General features: G+C 62.5%; 14 protein-coding genes and 1 pseudogene. 5 read left to right on the top strand and 10 right to left on the bottom strand.

Annotation, left to right across the window (positions count from 1 at the left end; genetic code table 11):
- Window positions 1-2 precede the first annotated feature (2 nt).
- Both phnG and phnF read right to left on the bottom strand, forming a co-directional pair.
- The gene (phnG, locus tag ACORQT_RS02170; protein WP_019453314.1) at window positions 3-446 is read right to left on the bottom strand and encodes a phosphonate C-P lyase system protein PhnG; all 444 of its coding nucleotides are present in this window, start codon (window positions 444-446) and stop codon (window positions 3-5) included.
- The gene (phnF, locus tag ACORQT_RS02175) at window positions 447-1,175 is read right to left on the bottom strand and encodes a phosphonate metabolism transcriptional regulator PhnF (RefSeq protein ID WP_015376439.1); all 729 of its coding nucleotides are present in this window, start codon (window positions 1,173-1,175) and stop codon (window positions 447-449) included. It abuts the gene before it with no gap.
- 227 nt (window positions 1,176-1,402) lie between these two features.
- Between phnF and ACORQT_RS02180 the strand changes: the two genes are divergently transcribed.
- Both ACORQT_RS02180 and ACORQT_RS02185 read left to right on the top strand, forming a co-directional pair.
- Window positions 1,403-2,458 carry a permease gene (locus tag ACORQT_RS02180; protein WP_108680100.1) on the top strand — a complete coding sequence of 352 codons (1,056 nt, stop codon included), beginning with the start codon at window positions 1,403-1,405 and terminating at the stop codon, window positions 2,456-2,458.
- Between the two features lie 231 nt (window positions 2,459-2,689).
- Window positions 2,690-3,133 carry an acetyltransferase gene (locus ACORQT_RS02185; protein ID WP_147838192.1) on the top strand — a complete coding sequence of 148 codons (444 nt, stop codon included), beginning with the start codon at window positions 2,690-2,692 and terminating at the stop codon, window positions 3,131-3,133.
- 19 nt (window positions 3,134-3,152) lie between these two features.
- On the opposite strand, the gene ACORQT_RS02190 is transcribed toward ACORQT_RS02185, so the two are convergent.
- The 4 genes from ACORQT_RS02190 to ACORQT_RS02205 form a co-directional block, all read right to left on the bottom strand.
- On the bottom strand, window positions 3,153-3,737 hold the full coding sequence (locus ACORQT_RS02190) for a helix-turn-helix domain-containing protein (RefSeq protein WP_147838191.1): 585 nt from the start codon (window positions 3,735-3,737) through the stop codon (window positions 3,153-3,155).
- Between the two features lie 252 nt (window positions 3,738-3,989).
- Window positions 3,990-4,454 (bottom strand): anaerobic ribonucleoside-triphosphate reductase-activating protein, encoded by a 465-nt coding sequence (gene nrdG, locus ACORQT_RS02195; RefSeq protein ID WP_147838190.1) that lies wholly within the window; start codon window positions 4,452-4,454, stop codon window positions 3,990-3,992.
- 168 nt (window positions 4,455-4,622) lie between these two features.
- A complete protein-coding gene (gene nrdD, locus ACORQT_RS02200) occupies window positions 4,623-6,761 on the bottom strand; it encodes an anaerobic ribonucleoside-triphosphate reductase (RefSeq protein ID WP_147838189.1) in 2,139 nt (712 codons plus the stop codon).
- A 244-nt stretch (window positions 6,762-7,005) separates the two neighbouring features.
- Window positions 7,006-7,920: a LysR family transcriptional regulator gene (locus ACORQT_RS02205; RefSeq protein WP_164057556.1), complete on the bottom strand. Its 915-nt coding sequence runs from the start codon at window positions 7,918-7,920 to the stop codon at window positions 7,006-7,008.
- A gap of 105 nt (window positions 7,921-8,025) precedes the next feature.
- Here ACORQT_RS02205 and ACORQT_RS02210 point away from each other — a divergent pair, with 105 nt between their 5' ends.
- Entirely contained in the window at window positions 8,026-8,550 is a 525-nt protein-coding gene (locus tag ACORQT_RS02210) for an NAD(P)H-dependent oxidoreductase (RefSeq protein ID WP_164057555.1), read from the top strand.
- A gap of 28 nt (window positions 8,551-8,578) precedes the next feature.
- On the opposite strand, the gene treC is transcribed toward ACORQT_RS02210, so the two are convergent.
- The 3 genes from treC to treR all read right to left on the bottom strand — a co-directional run bounded on the left by treC (window position 8,579) and on the right by treR (window position 12,933).
- Entirely contained in the window at window positions 8,579-10,243 is a 1,665-nt protein-coding gene (gene treC / locus ACORQT_RS02215; RefSeq protein ID WP_164057554.1) for an alpha,alpha-phosphotrehalase, read from the bottom strand.
- 197 nt (window positions 10,244-10,440) lie between these two features.
- Window positions 10,441-11,856: a PTS trehalose transporter subunit IIBC gene (treB, locus tag ACORQT_RS02220; RefSeq protein WP_033651452.1), complete on the bottom strand. Its 1,416-nt coding sequence runs from the start codon at window positions 11,854-11,856 to the stop codon at window positions 10,441-10,443.
- Window positions 11,857-11,985: 129 nt separating this feature from the next.
- A complete protein-coding gene (treR, locus tag ACORQT_RS02225) occupies window positions 11,986-12,933 on the bottom strand; it encodes a trehalose operon repressor TreR (protein WP_042783558.1) in 948 nt (315 codons plus the stop codon).
- A 424-nt stretch (window positions 12,934-13,357) separates the two neighbouring features.
- Between treR and mgtA the strand changes: the two genes are divergently transcribed.
- Both mgtA and ACORQT_RS02235 read left to right on the top strand, forming a co-directional pair.
- On the top strand, window positions 13,358-16,066 hold the full coding sequence (gene mgtA / locus ACORQT_RS02230) for a magnesium-translocating P-type ATPase (protein ID WP_164057552.1): 2,709 nt from the start codon (window positions 13,358-13,360) through the stop codon (window positions 16,064-16,066).
- A 267-nt stretch (window positions 16,067-16,333) separates the two neighbouring features.
- Window positions 16,334-18,725: pseudogene (locus tag ACORQT_RS02235) on the top strand (beta-N-acetylhexosaminidase).
- Window positions 18,726-18,754: 29 nt separating this feature from the next.
- On the opposite strand, the gene ACORQT_RS02240 reads toward ACORQT_RS02235, so the two are convergent.
- Window positions 18,755-19,483: a proteasome-type protease gene (locus tag ACORQT_RS02240; RefSeq protein WP_164057550.1), complete on the bottom strand. Its 729-nt coding sequence runs from the start codon at window positions 19,481-19,483 to the stop codon at window positions 18,755-18,757.
- Window positions 19,484-19,487: the final 4 nt, after the last annotated feature.

The raw sequence follows: 19,487 nt of genomic DNA on the forward strand, positions 1-19,487 counted from the left end.
GCTTAATCCCCTCGCACCAGCGTAAAGAAGTCCACCCGGCTGGCGGCGATCGCCCGGGCGCGCAGCTGGCGCTGTTCGTGCTGCAGCGCGGCCAACGGCGCGATCAGCTGTTGTTGCAGGCGTTCGCCGTGTTCCGGCTGTTGCAGCAGCGCATCGGCCAGCGCGCACAGCTCGGCGTGCGCCTTGTCGCGCCCGGCGATATAGCTGTAGCCGTAGCCGCCGTTGTCCAGCTGCACCACCGCGCGGGTGACCGTCATGTCCCCCAGCACGAAACGGCGGCCGGTGGCGCCCATGCGCCCCTGCAGCTGGGCCAGGCCGATCTCCGGCGCGCGGATGCTGCGGTAACCCGGGCTGAGGTTCAGCGCCTGCCAGTGGCTGCGCAGCTGCTCGGGCCGGCTGTGCGCCAGCACCGACATCCAGCGTTGTCTCGACTCTAAGGCTTGCATTCAGTGCTCCATCGTCAGTTCAATCATGTCGGCGCGAGCCAGGCTGACGGAGTATTCCGCCACGTCTTCGCCGCCGCTGCGGACGTTAAGGGTGCGCACGCACAGCAGCGGCGCGTGGGTGGCGATCTCCAGCAGCCGGCTCTCTTTGGCCTGCGCGCGGCGCGCGCTGATGCGCGTCTGGCGGCGGGTCAGCGGCTGCTGCAGGTGCTGTTCGATAAACTGGTGCAGCGAACCGCTGTGGAACTGCTGCAGCGCCGGCCACCAGTCCAGATCGGGCAGATAGTGGTCGATCACGCTCATCGGCACGCCGTTGACCCGGCGCAGGGTGCGCAGGTGGATCACCATTTCGCCTTCTTCACGCGAAAGCGCGCTGGCGACATGCCCATTGCACGGGCGCAAGACAGCGAGTAAGCGCTCACTGGTGGGATGGCTGCCCTGCTCGAACAGGTTCTGGCTGAAGCGGGTATTGGCGTGCAGCGGGTAGTCGTAAGGCCGCATCAGCACCAGAATGCCGACGCCGTGGCGGCGCTGCAGCCAGCCGCGTTCCACCAGCTGATCCACCGCGCGGCGCAGGGTGTGGCGATTGACCTGATAACGCTCGGCCAGCTGCTGTTCCGAAGGCAGGTAGTCGCCGCAGCGGTATTGCGTGCGCAGCTCCTGTTCCAGCTGTGCGGCGATCTGCTGATAGCGGGTGGGGTAAGTGGTCGGATGTCTAGATAACTCCATCATAATAAAAACCTCGTCATGCCGATGGCGGTGCTATGAAGGTGGAAGCGGTGCGTTTCATCGGGCGTCTACCCTGTGGTCTTCACGTCGGCATCATGGTGCCGGGCGCAGATGACAATCGCGTTACGCGTCGGTGGCGAACAGATGAACTATTTAGGACAGCCCAGGCGTGCACGGGCGGCGGCGGCGCGCTATGCTGGCGCCTTTGTTGACTGACTCTGGCCGCTACCATGCCGCAATCTCTAAATGCCCCTGAACACGCTCCACGCGCTTGGCCGCTGTGGAAACCGATCCTGTTTCTGCTGGTGGTGGCCGTCGGCCTCTACTACGTCAAATGGCAGCCTTACTACGGCAAGGCCTTCGTGGCGGCGGACAGCCACTCGATCGGCAAATCGATCCTGGCCGACGGCGCCGCGAGCCCCTGGCTGGCGGCCTGGCAGTACGCGCTGGTCTACTTCACCGCGGTGTGGAAGGCGGCGCTGCTCGGGGTGCTGTTAGGTTCGCTGGTGCAGGTGCTGATCCCGCGCGACTGGCTGGCGCGCACGCTTGGCCACCGGCGTTTTTCCGGCACCGTGCTGGGGGCGCTGATCGCGCTGCCGGGCATGATGTGCACCTGCTGCGCCGCACCGGTTGCCGCCGGCATGCGCCGCCAGTCGGTATCCAGCGGCGCCGCGCTGGCCTTTTGGCTCGCCAACCCGGTATTGAACCCGGCGACGCTGGTGTTCATGGGGTTTGTGCTCGGCTGGCCGTTCGCCGCCATCCGCCTGGTGGCAGGTGTGGTGATGGTGCTGGGCATCGCCTGGCTGGTGCAGCGCGTGACCGCTAACGACCCGCAGCCCGCCGCGCCGCAGCCTTTGGTGCTGACGGCGCAGAGCGATGAGCAGCCGTTCCTTGCCCGCTGGGGCAAAGCGCTGTGGGCGCTGTTTTGGTCGACCATCCCGATCTACGTGTTGGCGGTGCTGGCGCTGGGCGCGGCGCGGGTCTGGCTGTTCCCGCACGCCGACGGCGCCGTCGACAATAGCCTGCTGTGGATCATCGCGCTGGCGATCGTCGGCTGCCTGTTTGTTATCCCCACCGCGGCGGAAATCCCGATCGTGCAGACCATGATGCTGGCGGGCATGGGCGCAGGCCCGGCGCTGGCGCTGCTGATGACCCTGCCGGCGGTCAGTCTGCCTTCGCTGCTGATGCTCAACAAAGCCTTCTCCGCCCGGGCGCTGTGCCTGACGGCGGCGCTGGTGGCGCTGTGCGGCGCACTGACCGGCGTGGTGGGGATGGGGCTGGTGTAACTTACCGCTGCTGATGAGTGGTTCGGTGCTGTCTCAAGGAGGAGACGGCAATGGCCACGTTTAACAACCGGTAAAGCGGACCAATGGCGTCAGTGAGTTAACGCTTCTCCTGTCGGATATCATGACATGATATCGAATGCACTATTGTGAATTTAAATTCACTATAGTAAATTTGCGTGGACTAATTTTGTGTGTAAATACACCCAGTAATGACCACGGTAAGGTAGAAGAATGTTAAAAATCAGAATGTCACGTCCATCTGAAGCGCCAGAAATTATACAAATCTGGAAAAATTCTGTAGATGCTACGCACGACTTTCTCACTGCGCACGATCGACAAGAGATCGAAAAAGAGGTTGTCGGTTTTTTTTCTGAAACCCCCGTGTGGGTTGCCGCCGATCGGGAAGACCATCCGCTGGGATTTATGTTTTTACACGATGGTCATCTGGAGGCGCTTTTTGTTGATGCTGCAGCTCGCGGACGTGGCGTCGGAAAGCAGTTGATATCACATGCGCTGGCGCTTCATCCTGATTTAAGCGTCGATGTGAATGAACAAAACCAACAGGCCGTCGGGTTTTATCAACATATGGGCTTTGAAGTTTCAGGGCGTTCCGAGTTGGATAATCAAGGCAGGGCCTATCCCCTATTGCACCTAAGCCGATCGGCGGGAGTGTAGCCGTCGTGGCAGTGGCGCCTTATTGATTTTTTTGGCTAAAAGCAACGACGTATGCACAACCCTGCTCACTGTCGGGATTGCTCATTTGGTACTCGCTGGCAAAGGTCAGGGCAAAACAGTCACCGGCGCGTAAATGATGGGTTTGATTATTGACCCGAAAATCAAGGCTGCCACTCAACACCAACAGCGTTTGGCCGGAAAGATGCTCACTGGCGGAAGCGGGTATCGTAAGTTGACCCAGAGCAGGAATTTCAACTTTGATAAGTTCGGGGCATGCGCCCGCTGGGGAAAGAGACCAGCGGGTAATGCCCGACTTTTCATCTGTCCAATGCTGCTGCTGATGAGCAAAGAGCACCAGTGAGTTCTGGTGTTGCTCAAGCTCTGCGAAAAGTTTTGATAGCGTGATATTCATGGCGTTGGCTAAACGGCCGAGGATCGTGGCGCTGGGACTGGAAGCTCCCCGCTCAACCTTGCTGATCATGGCCTGACTGACGCCCGACCGTTGGGCAAGCTCTGCTACCGTCCAGTTGCGTGCCTTTCTATGTTTAAGTAATAAACGCGCAATGTCGCTGTCTACTATCTGATTTTTAGATGTTTTATCCATTCTCACCCTCACTTTCGCCAGCCTGATTATGCCATTACCGCAATGAGGCTGAAATCACTGATTTTACAAGTTTGAAAAATCAGTCACTCTCTCAGTCAATCATAACCTCTGTAGTCCCTACGGCGTCATTAGAGCAAGGTTTGCAACCCTAACCTCCGCTTTTGGCGCAGAGCCGCCTGTCAGATTGGCGCCATGCTGCCGATGCGTCAGGTCGAGTTTGGATGAATACCTATCGATATGTGTGTTGCTGGCTCAACGCAACCTATGCACCACCTGGTTGCTGCTGCCGCGCCAAATCAGCGCCGGGTCTTTCAAATCCTGCACGAACTTGCCGTCGATCAGCACGTTAATCTTGTCCACCACCTGCATCTGCTGTGCGTCCAGCTCCGCCAGCCGGTAGCCGGTCCACAGCCAGATATCCTTGCCGGGGCACTCGGCGCGCACCCGTTTCACCAGTTGCAAGATGCTCGGCACGTTGGCCGGATGCAGCGGATCGCCGCCGGAGAGCGACAGCCCCTGGCGCGGCACGCGCGTATCGTTCAGATCGGTGATGATGCGGTCTTCCAACTCCGGGGTAAACGGCTGGCCGGAGTTGAGCCGCCAGGTGCTTTTGTTGTAGCAGCCGGGGCACTGGTGCACGCAGCCGGCGACAAACAGCGTGCAGCGGGTGCCGGGGCCGTTGACGACGTCGATTGGGTAATACTGGTGATAATTCATGTGAGGCCTGCCCATCAGGCTATTTTACTGGCCATTTTGCCTCCGGGCAGTGCTCCCAATCCTTACGTACTGCGTGTACGCTGCGGTTGGTGCGCGCTGGCCGAAGGCAAACTGGCGGCGACAATCACGCCTGATGAACAGGCTTCTGCCTAGGCTGCACGGCGCTTTTCAGCCGAGCTGCCCGTTGCCGAGGTGTTTCACCCGGCGTTTCACCTCTTCCTGCTTGCCGGCGTTGAACGGCCGGGCATCGGGGCTGCCGAGATAGCCGCACACCCGGCGGGTGACCGAGACCTTGGCCGAGTCGTGATTGCCGCATTTCGGGCAGGTGAAGCCTTTGCTGGTGCAGGAGAATTCACCGGTGAAGCCGCATTCGTAGCACTCGTCGATCGGCGTGTTGGTGCCGTAGTAAGGCACCCGGGTGTAGCTGTAGTCCCACACGTCTTCCAGCGCCTTCAGGTTGTGCTGCAGGTTCGGGTACTCGCCGTAGCAGATGAAGCCGCCGCTGGCCAACGGCGGGTAGGGCGCTTCGAAGTCCAGCTTGTCGTACGGATTGACCTTCTTCTCCACGTCGAGGTGGAAGCTGTTGGTGTAATAACCCTTGTCGGTGACGCCCGGCACCACGCCGAAATCGGCGGTGTCCAGCCGGCAGAAGCGATCGCACAGGTTTTCGCTCGGCGTGCTGTAGAGGCTGAAGCCGTAGCCGGTCTCGTCTTTCCAGGCGTCGACGGCGGCGCGCAGCCGCGCGACGATCGCCACCGCTTTGGCGCGCAGCGCCTCGTCGTCATACACGTGGTTTTTGCCGCCGAACAGCGCGTTGATGGTCTCGTGCAGGCCGATGTAGCCCAGCGAAATCGAGGCGCGGCCATTCTTGAAGATATCCGCAATGTTATCGTCGGCCTTGAGCCGCACGCCGCAGGCGCCTTCCATGTACAAGATTGGCGCCACCCGCGCCTTGATGCCTTCCAGCCGGGCGATGCGCGTCATCAGGGCCTTTTTCGCCAGCTGCAGGCGCTGTTCCAGCAGCGCCCAGAAGCGCGACTCATCGCCCATCGCCTCCAGCGCGATGCGCGGCAGGTTGAGGCTGATGACGCCGATGTTGTTGCGGCCGTCGTGCACCAGCTCGCCGTCCTGCTCGTAGGTGCCGAGGAAGCTGCGGCAGCCCATCGGCGTTTTGAACGAGCCGGTGACCTTCACCACCTGATCGTAGTTGAGGATGTCCGGGTACATGCGCTTGCTGGCGCACTCCAGCGCCAGCTGTTTGATGTCGTAGTTCGGATCGCCGTACTGGTGGTTGAGGCCGTCGCGGATGGCGAACACCAGTTTGGGGAACACGGCGGTCTTACGGTTTTTGCCCAGCCCGGCGATGCGGTTTTTCAGGATTGAGCGTTGGATCAGGCGCGACTCCCAGCTGGTGCCGAGGCCGAAGCCGAAGGTGACGAACGGCGTCTGGCCGTTGGCGGTGTGCAGGGTGTTGACCTCGTACTCCAGCGACTGGAAGGCGTCGTAACACTCTTTCTCGGTGCGCGCCATGGCATAGCCTTTGGCGTCCGGGATCTGCCATTCTTCCGCCACCTGCAGGTGTTTGCGGAAGCTCTCGTCGACGAACGGCGCCAGAATTTCATCGATGCGGTTGATGGTGGTGCCGCCATAGATATGGCTGGCGACCTGGGCGATGATCTGCGCGGTCACGGCGGTGGCGGTGGAGATCGACTTCGGCGGCTCAATCTCGGCGTTGCCCATCTTGAAGCCGTTGGTCAGCATGCCTTTCAGATCGATCAGCATGCAGTTGAACATCGGGAAGAACGGCGAGTAGTCGAGATCGTGGTAGTGAATTTCGCCGCGTTCATGGGCCAGCACCACGTCGCGCGGCAGGATGTGCTGCTTGGCGTAGTGTTTGGCGACGATGCCCGCCAGCAGGTCGCGCTGGGTGGGGATCACCTTGCTGTCCTTGTTGGCGTTTTCGTTCAGCAGCGCGCGGTTGCTCTGCTCGACCAGGCCGCGAATTTCCTGATTCAGGCGGCCGCGCAGCTCGCGCGCCACGTCGCGATCGTGGCGGTATTCGATATAGGCGCGCGCCAGCTGTTTGTATTCGCCGGCCATCAGCTGGTTTTCCACCGCCTGCTGGATCTCGTGGATATCGACGCGCGGCTGCTGCTCCATACGCTGAGCGACCACGCGGGCGACGGTGGCGCAGTAGTCGGCATCGACCACGCCCACCGCCAGCGCGGCGCGCTCGATGGCCTGCGCAATGCGCGCTTCGTCAAAAGGTACCTGGCAACCGTCCCGCTTAATCACTACTGGTTTCACGTTGTACTCCTTGTTCCCCGAGGGAGCGTTCATACCCGCCTGGCGTGGCGAGCAACCGTCAAATTTCGCTTATCCACAGGGCAAAGCCGCAGCGCGCAAGGGCTGTGGCGGCGTGTGGATGATTTTGTGGATAACTACTATATATAGGTGTTCGCAATTCTTAATGCACTATATATAGATATTGGCGCGATTCTTTTGATGTAGAACAAGGAAAACGGAAGAGCGTGCGCAAGCTGAACAGTCGTCAATCGCCCGCCGGCCGATCGCGAAAATGTTCCAGCAGAAAATCCACCCAGACGCGCACCCGCGGCGGCAGATCCGCCGAAGCGTAATAGAGCCACAGCTGCACCGGGCGCGGCCAGCATTCCGCCAGCACCGGCCGCAGCGTGCCCTGCTCGAAGTGTTTCTCGACGTACCAGCGCGCCAGGTTGACGATGCCCAGCCCGGCCAGCGCCGCATCTAGCAGCATTTCCGGGCGGCTGGCCACCAGCCGGCCGTTCAGATCCAGCGCCAGCGTTTCGCCCTGATGGCGCAGCTGCCATTTGACGTGGCGGCCGTTGGCCGGGTTGCGGTGCAGCAGGCAGTCGTGCCGCAGCAGATCGTGCGGCGTTTGCGGTTCACCGCGCCGCGCCAGATAGTCGGGCGACGCCGCCAGCACCATGTGCATCGGGTAGAGCGGGCGGGCCACCAGCCGGCTGTCGGGATCGACCCGGCTGCCGATGCCGACGTCGAAACCTTCGCCCACCAAATTCACCACCCGGGCGTCCAGCGACAGATCGAGATCGATCTGCGGATAGCGCGCCAGAAATTGCGGGATCAACGGCATCAGCATCCGGCGGCCGAAGCCGGGGATCATGCTGACGCGCACCACGCCGGCAGGCGCCTGCCGTTCGCCGCCGGCGCTTTCCAGCGTCGCCGCCAATGCCTGCCACAGCGGCGCCACCTGCGCCAGCAACGCTTTGCCCTCGTCGGTCAGCAGCACGTTGTGGGTATTGCGCTGAAACAGCCGCAGCGCCAGCTTCTCTTCCAGCGCGCGGATGTTTTTGCTGACCGCCGCCGGCGTCACGCCCAGCTGGCGAGCGGCGGCGGAGAAATTTTGCGCCTGCGCGGCGGCGAGGAAGGCCGGCAACAGGCGATGCACGTCAAAGGGCAGCGACATAGTGGTTGATACTTTCAGTTGAAATTGAAGTGACCTCTAACAGCCTACACCCGCCGCGACGGAAATGGAAAAATGCCCACATCTTCTTATGACCGAGGAATCGTTATGTCACGCATTTTAGTGTTAACCGCCCACCGCACCCCCGACGAGTCGCGCATCAACAAAGCGCTGATCGAGGCCGTACGCCCGCTGCCCAACGTGACCGTTCACGAACTGATCCGCGCGTACCCGGATTACCGCATCGACGTGGCGCGCGAACAGGCGTTGCTGCAGAGCCATGATGCGGTAGTGATGCTGTTCCCGTTTTACTGGTACAGCTCGCCGGCGATCCTCAGCGAATGGCAGGATGCGGTATTAACCTACGGTTTCGCCTACGGCAGCGAAGGCACCCAACTGCACGGCAAGCCGCTGCAGCTGGTGGTGAGCACCGGCGGCGACGCTCAGGCTTATACAGCGCAAGGGTATAACCGTTATCCGGTGCAGGATCTGCTGCTGCCGTTCCACGCCATGGCCAACCTGACCGGCATGGATTATCTGCCGCCGCATCTGGTGCAGGGCGTGAGCGACATGAGTGATGAGCAGTTGGCGCAAGAGGCCGCCGGCGTGGCGGCGCTGCTGGGGAAAAGGTAGGGCGCAGCGTTCGCCGCGCCCTGCGGGGTCAGTCTTCGAGCAGCCACCACACTGCTTCGAACGGCCGCAGCGTCAGCGCCTGCGGCTGGTCCGCCGAATCGGCGTAGTTGCTCATCAGCGGGCGCCATTGCGCGGAAGCTTCCACGCCTTCCGCCGCCCAGGCCAGCGGTTCGCTGCTCAGGTTGGCCGCCACCAGCAGGCGCTGGCCGTTCCAGCTGCGCTGATAGCACCACAGCGCCGGGTGTTCCGGCGCCAGATCCTGATAGTCGCCGTGGGTCAGCAGCGGATACTGCTTGCGCAGGGTGATCAGCTGGCGATAGGCGTAAAACACCGAGTCGAGATCGGCCAGCGCCGCGTCGGCGTTGATCTGCGGGTAGTTCTCGGCGCAGCCGATCCACGGCGTGCCGGTGGTGAAACCGGCGTGCGGTGCGGCGCTCCACTGCATCGGCGTGCGGCCGTTGTCGCGCGATTTGTCGGCCAGGATCGCCAGCAGCTCGGCGTCGCTGCGGCCCTGGGCGCGCAGTTCGGCGTACATGTTCAGGCTTTCCACGTCGCGATACTGCTCGATGGCGCGGAAGCCGGGGTTGGTCATGCCGAGTTCTTCGCCCTGATAGATATAAGGCGTGCCCTGCATGCCGTGCAGCACCATCGCCAGCATTTTGGCGGCCGGCACCCGCAGTGCGCCTTCATCGCCGAAGCGCGACACGATGCGCGGCTGATCGTGGTTGCACCAGAACAGCGCGTTCCAGGCGCGGTTATGCATCCCTTGCTGCCAGTGGCGGAAGATCTGCTTCAGTTCCACGTAATCCGGCGCCGCCCGCGTCCATTTTTCGCCGCCGGCGTAGTCCACCTTCAGGTGATGGAAGTTGAAGGTCATCGACAGCTCTTCGCCGCTCTGCGCCGCGTAGCGCTGGCAATGCTCAAGCGTGGTGGAGGACATCTCGCCCACCGTCATCAGGCCGCGCGGCTGAAACACCTCGCGGCTCATCTCCTGCAGGAACTCGTGGATGCGCGGGCCGTCGGTGTAGAAGCGGCGGCCGTCGCCCTGGCTGTCGGACGGGAAGTCCTGCTGTTTGGACACCAGGTTGATCACGTCGAGGCGCAGGCCGTCGACGCCTTTGTCCGCCCAGAACTGACACACTTTCTTCAGCTCTTCGCGCACCGGCGGGTGCTCCCAGTTGAGATCCGCCTGCTCGGCGGCGAACAGGTGCAGGTAGTACTGGCCGCTGTCGGCGTGCCACTGCCAGGCGTTGCCGCCGAACTTGGAGCGCCAGTTGTTCGGCGGCGTTTCACCTTCGCCGTCGCGCCAGACGTAGAACTGACGATACGGGCTGTGGCGATCCTGCGCGGCCTTGAACCACGGGTGCTCGGTCGAGGTGTGGTTGAACACCATGTCCATTACGATGCGGATGCCGCGCTGGTGGGCGGCGGCGACCAACTGCTCGAAGTCCGCCATCGTGCCGTAAGCCGGATCGATGGCGCAGTAGTCCGCCACGTCATAGCCGTTGTCCACCTGCGGCGATACGTAGACCGGCGTCAGCCAGATCGCGTCCACGCCCAGTTCCTGCAGATAGTCCAGCCGCCGGGTTACCCCGGCCAAATCGCCGTAGCCGTTGCCGGTGCTGTCCTGAAAACTCTTCGGATAAATTTGGTAGATGACGCCGTTCTGCCACCAGGGGGTTGGGTTGCTCATAACTGGATACCTTTGAATCGTGACAACAGGCCCGTACCCTTCATCTTTCAAACTGCAGCGTTGTTGGCTGCTGGCGCTGCACCCCAGTCACTTACTTGAGTAAGCTCCTGGGGATTTGCACCCTTGCCGCCTAGCTACAGCTCGAAAGCTATAGGGTATTTCCGGCCCCTACATTCATGTTGCGTATTTTGCGTCAATCAAACCGGCAGCTCGCCGCGGGCGGCCTTGCGTTTGTAGACCATGATGGTCAGCACCAGCGGGATGACGATCGCCACCAGAATCGCCAGCGAGTAAATCAGCCAGAACTGCGGCTTGATAGACAGAATGCCCGGCAGGCCGCCGACGCCGATGCCGTTGGCCATCACGCCGTCCAACCCGCAGATAAGGCCTGCGATCGCGGAGCCGATCATCGCGCACAGCATTGGGAAGCGGTATTTGAGGTTGATGCCGTACATCGCCGGTTCGGTCACGCCGAGGTAGGCGGAGATCGCCGCCGGCACCGAGATTTCACGCTCGTTGGCCTTGCGGCTGATGATGATGATGCCGAGCACCGCCGAGGCCTGCGCGATGTTGGACAGCGCAATCAGCGGCCACACCGGGGTGCCGCCCATGCTCTGGATCATCTGCATGTCGATAGCCAGCGTGGTCTGGTGCACGCCGGTGATCACCAGCGGCGCATACAGGAAGCCGAACAGCGCGGCGCCCACCGGCGCGAAGCTGCCGGTCATCACCGATTTCACCGCCCAGGCAACGCCGTCGCCGATCATGCGGCCGAACGGCCCGATCAGCGCGTGCGCCAGGAACACCGCCAGCAGCAGCGAGACCACCGGCACCACCACCAGATAGAGATAGTCGGGAACGATCTTTTTCAGCCGGGTTTCGATCCAGCCCAGCGCCATGCCCGCCAGGATCGACGGGATCACCTGCGCCTGATAGCCCACTTTCTGGATCACGAACCAGCCGAAGTTCCACACTTCCGGCGTTTGCTGGCCGAGCAGGTAGGAGTTCATCAGCTGTGGCGACACCAGGGTGACGCCCAGCACGATGCCGAGCACCGGGGTGCCGCCCATCTTTTTCACCGTCGACCAGCAGATGGCCACCGGCAGGAACATGAAGATCGCTTCACCGAGCAGCCACAGGAAGTCGTAAACGGTTTTCCACGCCGGGTGCATCTGCGCCAGCGTTTGGCCGCCGGACATCGGGATGTCGCCGATCACGTTGCGGAAGCCGAGGATCAGACCGCCGCTGATCAGCGCCGGCAGCAGCGGGAAGAAGATCTCGGCGAAGTGGGAGATGGTGCGCTCGGTCCAGGTCATGTTCTGGCGCGCGGCCACCTTGGCCTGCTCCTTGTCGGCCTCGTTGACGCCGGTGCTGGCGATCAGCGCCTGATAGTAGTCGCCGACGTCGGTGCCGATCACCACCTGGAACTGCCCGGCGTTGGTGAAGCACCCTTTGACCATCGGCAGCTCTTCGATCTCTTTCGGTTTCGCCTTATTGGGATCGTTGAGGACGAAACGCAGCCGGGTAATGCAATGGCTGACGGTGGCGATGTTCTCGCGGCCGCCGACCAAAACAATCAGGCGATCAATATCCTGCTGTTTTACTTTGCTCATTATGGGATACCTGCAGAGGTGTTGACTGAGTAATGATCAAAGCTTAGCCACTCGGCATTTTGAATGAAATGGGAACGTTCCCGGTTTGGGGCGAGGATCACAAAATGACGAAAAATGGTCAACTTCCGATCAGGAAAGTTTGCTGGGCACCACCAGGCGGCGGATCCCCTGTTCGCCGCTGAGCTGCGCCAGCAGCTGCTGCGCGGCCAGCAGGCCGGCGCTGCCGTAGCCGAACTCTACCGACAGGGTGTCGGGGAACAGGAAGCTGAGCAGCGGGGTGTTGCCGATGGCGCATACCTGGATGGCGCGCGTCGGCTGTTGTTGCAGGTATTTGATCGCCCCCAGGGCGATGCTGTCGGAGGCGCAAATCAGCGCGCTGGTGTGCGCGTCAATCACTTCGGCGGCGTGCTGGAAACCGCTCTGGTAGCTCAGTTCGCCCAGCGTGGCGCGCGGCGTGAGCGTGAGGCGTTCACAGGCGTCGAGATAGGCCTGATAGCGGCGCTGGCCGGTGGTGGCGTCGCTGAGCTGCACCCCCAGATAGCCGATATGCCGATGCCCTTGCTGATACAGGCGATCCATCAACAGGTTCACCGCGCCGGCGTCGTCGTAGCAGACGGACGAGAAGCCGTCGTATTCGCGCACCATCACCACCATTTTTTCCTGCCACGGCTTGAGCATCGCCGCGGTCAGGCCGGTGAAGCCGAACAGGATCACGCCGTCGACGTTGCGCTGATGCAGTACGTGCAGATGCTCCTGCACCAGGCGGGTTTCGAACTGGCTCTCCATCACGATCGGATCGAAGCCTTGCTGATACAGCAGCGGCAGCATGGTGCGCACCGCCTGGTTTTCCGACGGCGAGTCGAGACGGGAAACGATGATGCCCACCACTTTGTCGCTTTGGCCGCGCATGGCGCGCGCCGACTTGGAGGGCGTAAACCCTTGCTGACGGATCACCGCTTCCACCCGTTCACGGGTTTGCGGGCTCACGCTGCCTTCATTGTTCAGCACGCGTGAGACGGTGGATTTGCCTACGCCGCTCAGGCGCGCGATGTCCTTGATGGTCAGCCGGTTTTGCATGGTTTACTTTTCGTTGAGGTGGACAGGCGTAACATAAAGGCCTGTAAAACAATGCCCGTCAGCATAGCTCATTTTCCGACGCGGATCTTGATGCAAAACGGGATTGTGACATTGCGATGAACGGCCGCTCCTGCCGCTCTGTTTTTCCCTTTACCGGAGGTTATTCCCCATATGGACCCCGACCCGACTGCTTTAGACACTCACTCGGTTCTCCGGTAAAACCTCTCCGCCTGGCGCTGCTGTTTTACCGGTGAAGTACATCACGGTAACCGGTAGCGCGCGCTTCGTCGTTCGCTCCTGCTGCTGAAAAAAAGAATAAGGATCTGCGTTGGCAGAGGCTTTTTGGCGCACCCGCCATCCGCCCGGCCGATGACGATCCCCGTTTACCCGCTGCCGTGAGGCACCGGGCGACGAGGTGCGACCCATGAAACTGAAAAAACTCCCCCGTCAGCTGCTGGGCCTGTTCGCCCGCGGCCTCCCGCGCCGTTTGGTGCGCCGCGACAGCCTGCTGGACAGCGTCGGCGGCGCTGCGCGCGACATGCCGGCCGGCCTGGCGCAGCAGCGGCTGGAATGCGCCGCCGCAGAAACGATGCAGCTCTTTGAGCGTTTTCACAGCCACCCGGAAGGCATCACCGCCCATGAGGCGGAACAGGTGCGCCAGCGCTGCGGCGAGAACGTCATCGACGATCAGCAGAAAGAGGCCTGGTGGCAACACCTCTGGCACTGCTACCGCAACCCGTTCAACCTGCTGCTGACCGCGCTCGGCATGATCTCTTACGCCACCGAGGATCTCACCGGCGCCTTGGTGATCGCGCTGATGGTGCTGATCTCCACGCTGCTAAATTTCATCCAGGAGGCGCGATCCAACCGGGCGGCCGACGCGCTGAAGGCCATGGTGAGCAACACCGCCACGGTGATCCGCAGCGATGCGCTCACCGGCAGGAGCGAGCACGTGGAGCTGCCGATCGCGCAGCTGGTGCCGGGCGATATCATCAAACTGGCGGCCGGCGACATGATCCCGGCGGATCTGCGCGTGCTGTCGGCCAAGGATCTGTTCATCAGCCAGGCGGCGCTGACCGGCGAATCGCTGCCGGTGGAAAAATCCGCCGCGCCGCAGTTGCCGGCGGCCGATCCGCTCGACTGCCAGAACCTGTGCTTCATGGGCACCAACGTGGTCAGCGGCACCGCGCTGGCGATGGTGATCGGCACCGGCGGCGGCACCTATTTCGGCCAGCTGGCGCAGCGCGTCACCAGCCAGGATGAGCAGCCGAACGCCTTCCAGAGCGGCATCAGCAAGGTCAGCTGGCTGCTGATCCGTTTTATGCTGGTGATGACGCCGATCGTGCTGCTGATCAACGGCTACACCAAGGGCGACTGGTGGGAGGCGGCGCTGTTCGCGCTTTCGGTGGCGGTCGGGCTGACGCCGGAGATGCTGCCGATGATCGTCACCTCGACGCTGGCCAAAGGGGCGGTGAAGCTGTCGCGTCAGAAGGTGATCGTCAAACGGCTGGACGCCATCCAGAACTTCGGCGCGATGGACATTCTGTGCACCGACAAGACCGGCACCCTGACCCAGGACAAGATCGTGCTGGAGCGCCACACCGATGCGTTCGGCGCCGGCAGCGAGCGGGTGCTGCGCTACGCCTGGCTGAACAGCTTCTACCAGACTGGGCTGAAAAACCTGCTCGACGTGGCGGTGCTGAGCTGCGCGGAGCAAAATCAGCAGCCGCAGGCGCTGCAAAACTACCGCAAGGTGGATGAGATCCCGTTCGACTTCGTGCGCCGCCGCATGTCGGTGGTGGTGGCCAAAGACAACGAGTATCACGAGCTGGTGTGCAAGGGCGCGCTGGAAGAGATGCTGGCGATTTGCAGCCACGTGCGCCACGAAGACGAGGTGATCCCGCTGAGCGAGGCGCTGCTGGCGAGGATCCGCCGCATCACCGACGATCTCAACCAGCAGGGGCTGCGGGTGGTGGCGGTGGCCAACAAGATCCTGCCGGCGCAAACCCATGAATACGGCGTGGCGGACGAGTCGGATCTGATCCTTGAAGGCTACGTCGCCTTCCTCGATCCGCCGAAGGAAAGCACCGCACCGGCGCTGGCGGCGCTGAAACAGAACGGCGTCACGGTGAAGATCCTCACCGGCGACAACGAGCTGGTGGCCGCCAAAGTGTGCCGTGACGTCGGGCTCGAGGCCGATCATCTGCTGCGCGGCAGCGAGATCGAGCAGATGGACGACGAGCAGCTGGCGCAGGCGGCGGCGCGCACCACGGTGTTCGCCAAGCTGACGCCGCTGCACAAGGAGCGCATCGTCAAACTGCTGCGCCGCCAGGGGCACGTGGTGGGCTTTATGGGCGACGGCATCAATGACGCGCCGGCGCTGCGCGCGGCCGATATCGGCATCTCCGTCGATTCGGCGGTGGACATCGCCAAGGAAGCGGCGGACATCATCCTGCTGGAAAAAAGCCTGATGGTGCTGGAGCAGGGGGTGATCGAAGGGCGCCGTACCTTCGCCAACATGCTGAAATACATCAAGATGACCGCCAGCTCCAACTTCGGCAACGTGTTCAGCGTGCTGATCGCCAGCGCCTTCCTGCCGTTTCTGCCGATGCTGCCGCTGCACCTGTTGATTCAGAACCTGATGTACGACATCTCGCAGATCGCCATCCCGTTCGATAACGTCGACGACGATCAGATCACCCAGCCGCAGCGCTGGAACTCCGCCGATTTGGGGCGGTTTATGGTGTTCTTTGGGCCGATCAGTTCGATCTTCGACGTGCTGACCTTCAGCCTGATGTGGTGGGTATTCAAGGCCAACACGCCGGAAATGCAGACGCTGTTCCAGTCCGGCTGGTTCGTGGAAGGGCTGCTGTCGCAAACGCTGATCGTGCACATGATCCGCACGCGCAAAATTCCGTTTATCCAGAGCCGCCCGTCCTGGCCGCTGTGCATCATGACGCTGGCGGTGATCGCCACCGGCATCGGCCTGGTGTTCTCGCCGCTGGCCGGCTTCCTGCAGCTGCAGGCGCTGCCGCTCGGTTACTTCCCGTGGCTGGTGCTGATCCTCGCCGGTTACATGGTGCTGACCCAGTGCGTGAAAGGCTGGTTCGTGCGCCGCTACGGCTGGCAATAACCCGTTCGCCCCCTCCGGCCGGGAGGGGGCAACTGTGATCCCGTCCGCTTTTTCACCGCAACGGTTGGACATCTGTTCTGTGCTGAGTCTTTATCTACAGCGTTGGCTGTTTTCCCCTGCGCCTTTCAAGCCACCGCGTTGTTGGCTGTACGCCCGCCCCCCAGTTACTTAGCAGACCTAAGCGCCTGGGGATGCGGGCGCTTGCCGCCTAGCGGTGGTTTGAAATTCATTGGGGATATTTTGTTTTTTTCCTCTGAGGAATTTCCGATGCACAGACCTTTCCGTTATACGCTACTGGCTTCATCGTTATGGTTTTCTTGCGGCGCGCTGGCGCAGCCGGCGGGTGATTTGCCGCTGATGCCCTGGCCGCAGCAGGTGGAAGTGACGCAACCGGCGGGCAAACTGATTTTGGATCACCGGCTGTCGTTAAGCCTCCAGGGCGATGATTTGGGTGACGCGCTGCCGCGCTGGCGCCAGCGCATCGAACTGCAGACCGGCTGGACGCTGGCGCCGAGGGAAGAAGCAAACGGCGCGGCGATCAAGGTGGTGATCAAGGATCGGGTGGCGGCGCAGCCGCTGCCGGGCAGCGATGAGAGTTACCGGCTGGCGGTCACGCCGCAGGGCGCCACGCTGACCGCCAACACCCGCTTCGGCGCGCTGCGCGGCATGGAGACCCTGCTGCAACTGCTGCAGACCGACGGGCAAAACACTTTCCTGCCATTGGTGGATATTCGCGACGTGCCGCGTTTTCCGTGGCGCGGCGTGCTGCTGGATTCGGCGCGCCATTTCCTGCCGCTGCCGGACATTCTGCGCCAGCTTGACGGCATGGCGGCGGCCAAGCTCAACGTATTCCACTGGCACCTGACCGACGATCAGGGCTGGCGCTTCGCCTCCGAGCATTACCCCAAATTGCAGCAGCAGGCCAGCGACGGCCAGTTCTACACCCGTGAGCAAATGCGGCAGGTGGTGGCTTACGCCACGGCGCGCGGCATTCGCGTGGTGCCGGAGATAGACATGCCGGGGCACGCCTCCAGCATCGCGGTGGCCTATCCCGACCTGATGAGCGCGCCGGGGCCGTATCGCATGGAGCGCGAGTGGGGCGTGCATAAGCCGACGCTCGATCCGACCCGCGACGAGGTTTATCAGTTTGTCGATACGATCGTCGGCGAGCTGGCGGCGATCTTCCCCGATCCTTATCTGCACATCGGCGGCGACGAAGTGGACGCCAGCCAGTGGCGGGCGTCGCCGTCGATTCAGGCGTTTATGCAGCAGAACGGGCTGGCGGATACCCATGCGCTGCAGGCCTACTTCAACCAGAAGCTGGAAAAAGTCCTCGAGAAGCACCAGCGGCAGATGGTCGGCTGGGACGAGATCTATCATCCGTCGCTGCCGCGTTCGATCGTCATTCAGTCCTGGCAGGGGCAAGACTCGCTGGGCGCCAGCGCGCAGGATGGCTATCAGGGCATTCTCTCCACCGGTTTCTACCTCGATCAGCCGCAAAGCACCGCCTATCACTACCGCAATGAAATTCTGCCGCAGCCGCTGGGGGTCGAAACGGCGGTGCAACCCGGCGAGCAGGCGCAAAGCTGGCGTTTCAGCATGCCGCGCCTGAAGGGCAGCGCGGTGGAGGGCCGCTTCCACGCTGATCGAGGGCAAGCAGGGCTGGCGCGGCTTTATCGATTTCAACGGCAAATCGCGCCGCGCGGTGCACGATATCGTCTGGCGCACGCCGCAGCAGGTGACGTTCCGCGTCGATACCTGGATGGGCGACACGCGGCCGGTGTTTACGCTGCAACAGGACAAGCTCAGCGGCTATACGCTGGTCGGCAACGTGCGTTACCCCACCCAGGGCGAGAAACTGGCGGCGGCGCCGGCGGGCAAGATGCCGGTGGTGCCGGATGAGAAGGGGCAGGCCAAGATCCTCGGCGGGGAAGCGGCGCTGTGGGCGGAAAACGTGCGTGCGCCGCTGATCGATCTCAAGCTGTGGCCGCGCGCCTTTGCGGTGGCGGAGCGGCTGTGGTCGGCGCAGGACGTCACCGACGAAAGCAACATGTACCGGCGGCTGGCGGCGATCGACGCCTGGTCGGTGGTGTCGGTCGGCCTGCAGCAGCACGCGGAAACGGCGCGCGAATTCACCCGGCTGAGCAACAGCGTGCAGATCATGCCGCTGCAGATCCTGGCCGAGGCGGTGGAACCGGCGCAGTATTACACCCGCCAGCACCTGAAGTTCCAGGCCGGCAACTATCACCAGTTCGAACCGCTGAACCGCTTTGCCGATGCGCTGCCGCCGGAGAGCGAGGCGGTGCGCGCCATGCATGCGCAGGTCGCGGCTCTGCTGAAGGATAAGCGCGATAAGGCGGCGGCGCAGGCGCTGCGCGAACGGCTGCAGCGCTGGCAGGCGAACGGCGCGGCGTTGCAGACGGCGATCGCGGGCAACCGCACGCTGCGGGAGCTGGCGCCGGTGGCGCAGGACGTCGATGCCCTGGCCGCATTGGGGTTAACGCTGCTGGAGCGGTATCAGCAGGACAAACCGCTGAGCCGGGCCGAGGCAGAACAAGCGCAGCGCCGGCTGGATGCGGCGGCGCAGACGCGCGACGAAGTGGTGATTGCGGCGGTGTACCCGCTGGAGGCGTTGCTGCGGGGGCTACAGGTGCAATGAGGCGGACGGGCTCGTGTGAGCCCGGATCCCTACAGCTGCAGCGGCGGCAACTGGGTGAAAATGCTGACCAGCCCTTCGCCCCAGCCCTTGCGGATGGCGCTGAAGTACGGATGGTTTTCGGTAATGCGGTATTGCCGGGCATGGCTGAAGCTGTCGCGCGGGTAGATCATCACGTCGAGCGGCAGCCCGACGGACAGGTTGCTGCGCAGGGTCGAATCCAGTGAAATCAGCGCGCATTGCATCGCTTGTTCCAGCGGCGTGTCGTAGTGCAGCACCCGGTCGATGATCGGTTTGCCGTATTTGCTTTCGCCGATCTGAAAATAGGGCGTGTCGCGGGTGGCTTCGATAAAGTTGCCTTGCGGGTAGATATGGAACAGCCGCATCTCTTCCCCGCTAATTTGGCCGCCGAGCAGCAGGTTGCAGCTGAAATCGGTGGTGCTGCCGCTTTGCTGCGCCTCGCTGTCGCGCTGGATCACCTCGCGCACCGTTTCCCCCACCAGCGTGGCGGCGTCGTAGAGGCTGGGAGCGTTGAGCAGGTTGGGGCGTTCGGCGTCCTTGCTGCGGTGCAACAGCAAACTGATGATGCTCTGGGTGGTCGCCAGGTTGCCGGCGCTTTGCAGCACCAGCGTGCGATCGCCGTCCTGTTGGAACACGTGCAGTTTGCGGAAGGTGGAAATATGGTCCACCCCGGCGTTGGTGCGCGAATCGGACGCAAAGACCAGCCCGGACGACAAACGCATGGCCACACAGTAGGTCATACTA

Origin of the sequence: Serratia sp. (in: enterobacteria) (genome assembly GCF_052400455.1) — a bacterium.
Lineage (GTDB): Bacteria > Pseudomonadota > Gammaproteobacteria > Enterobacterales > Enterobacteriaceae > Serratia > Serratia ureilytica.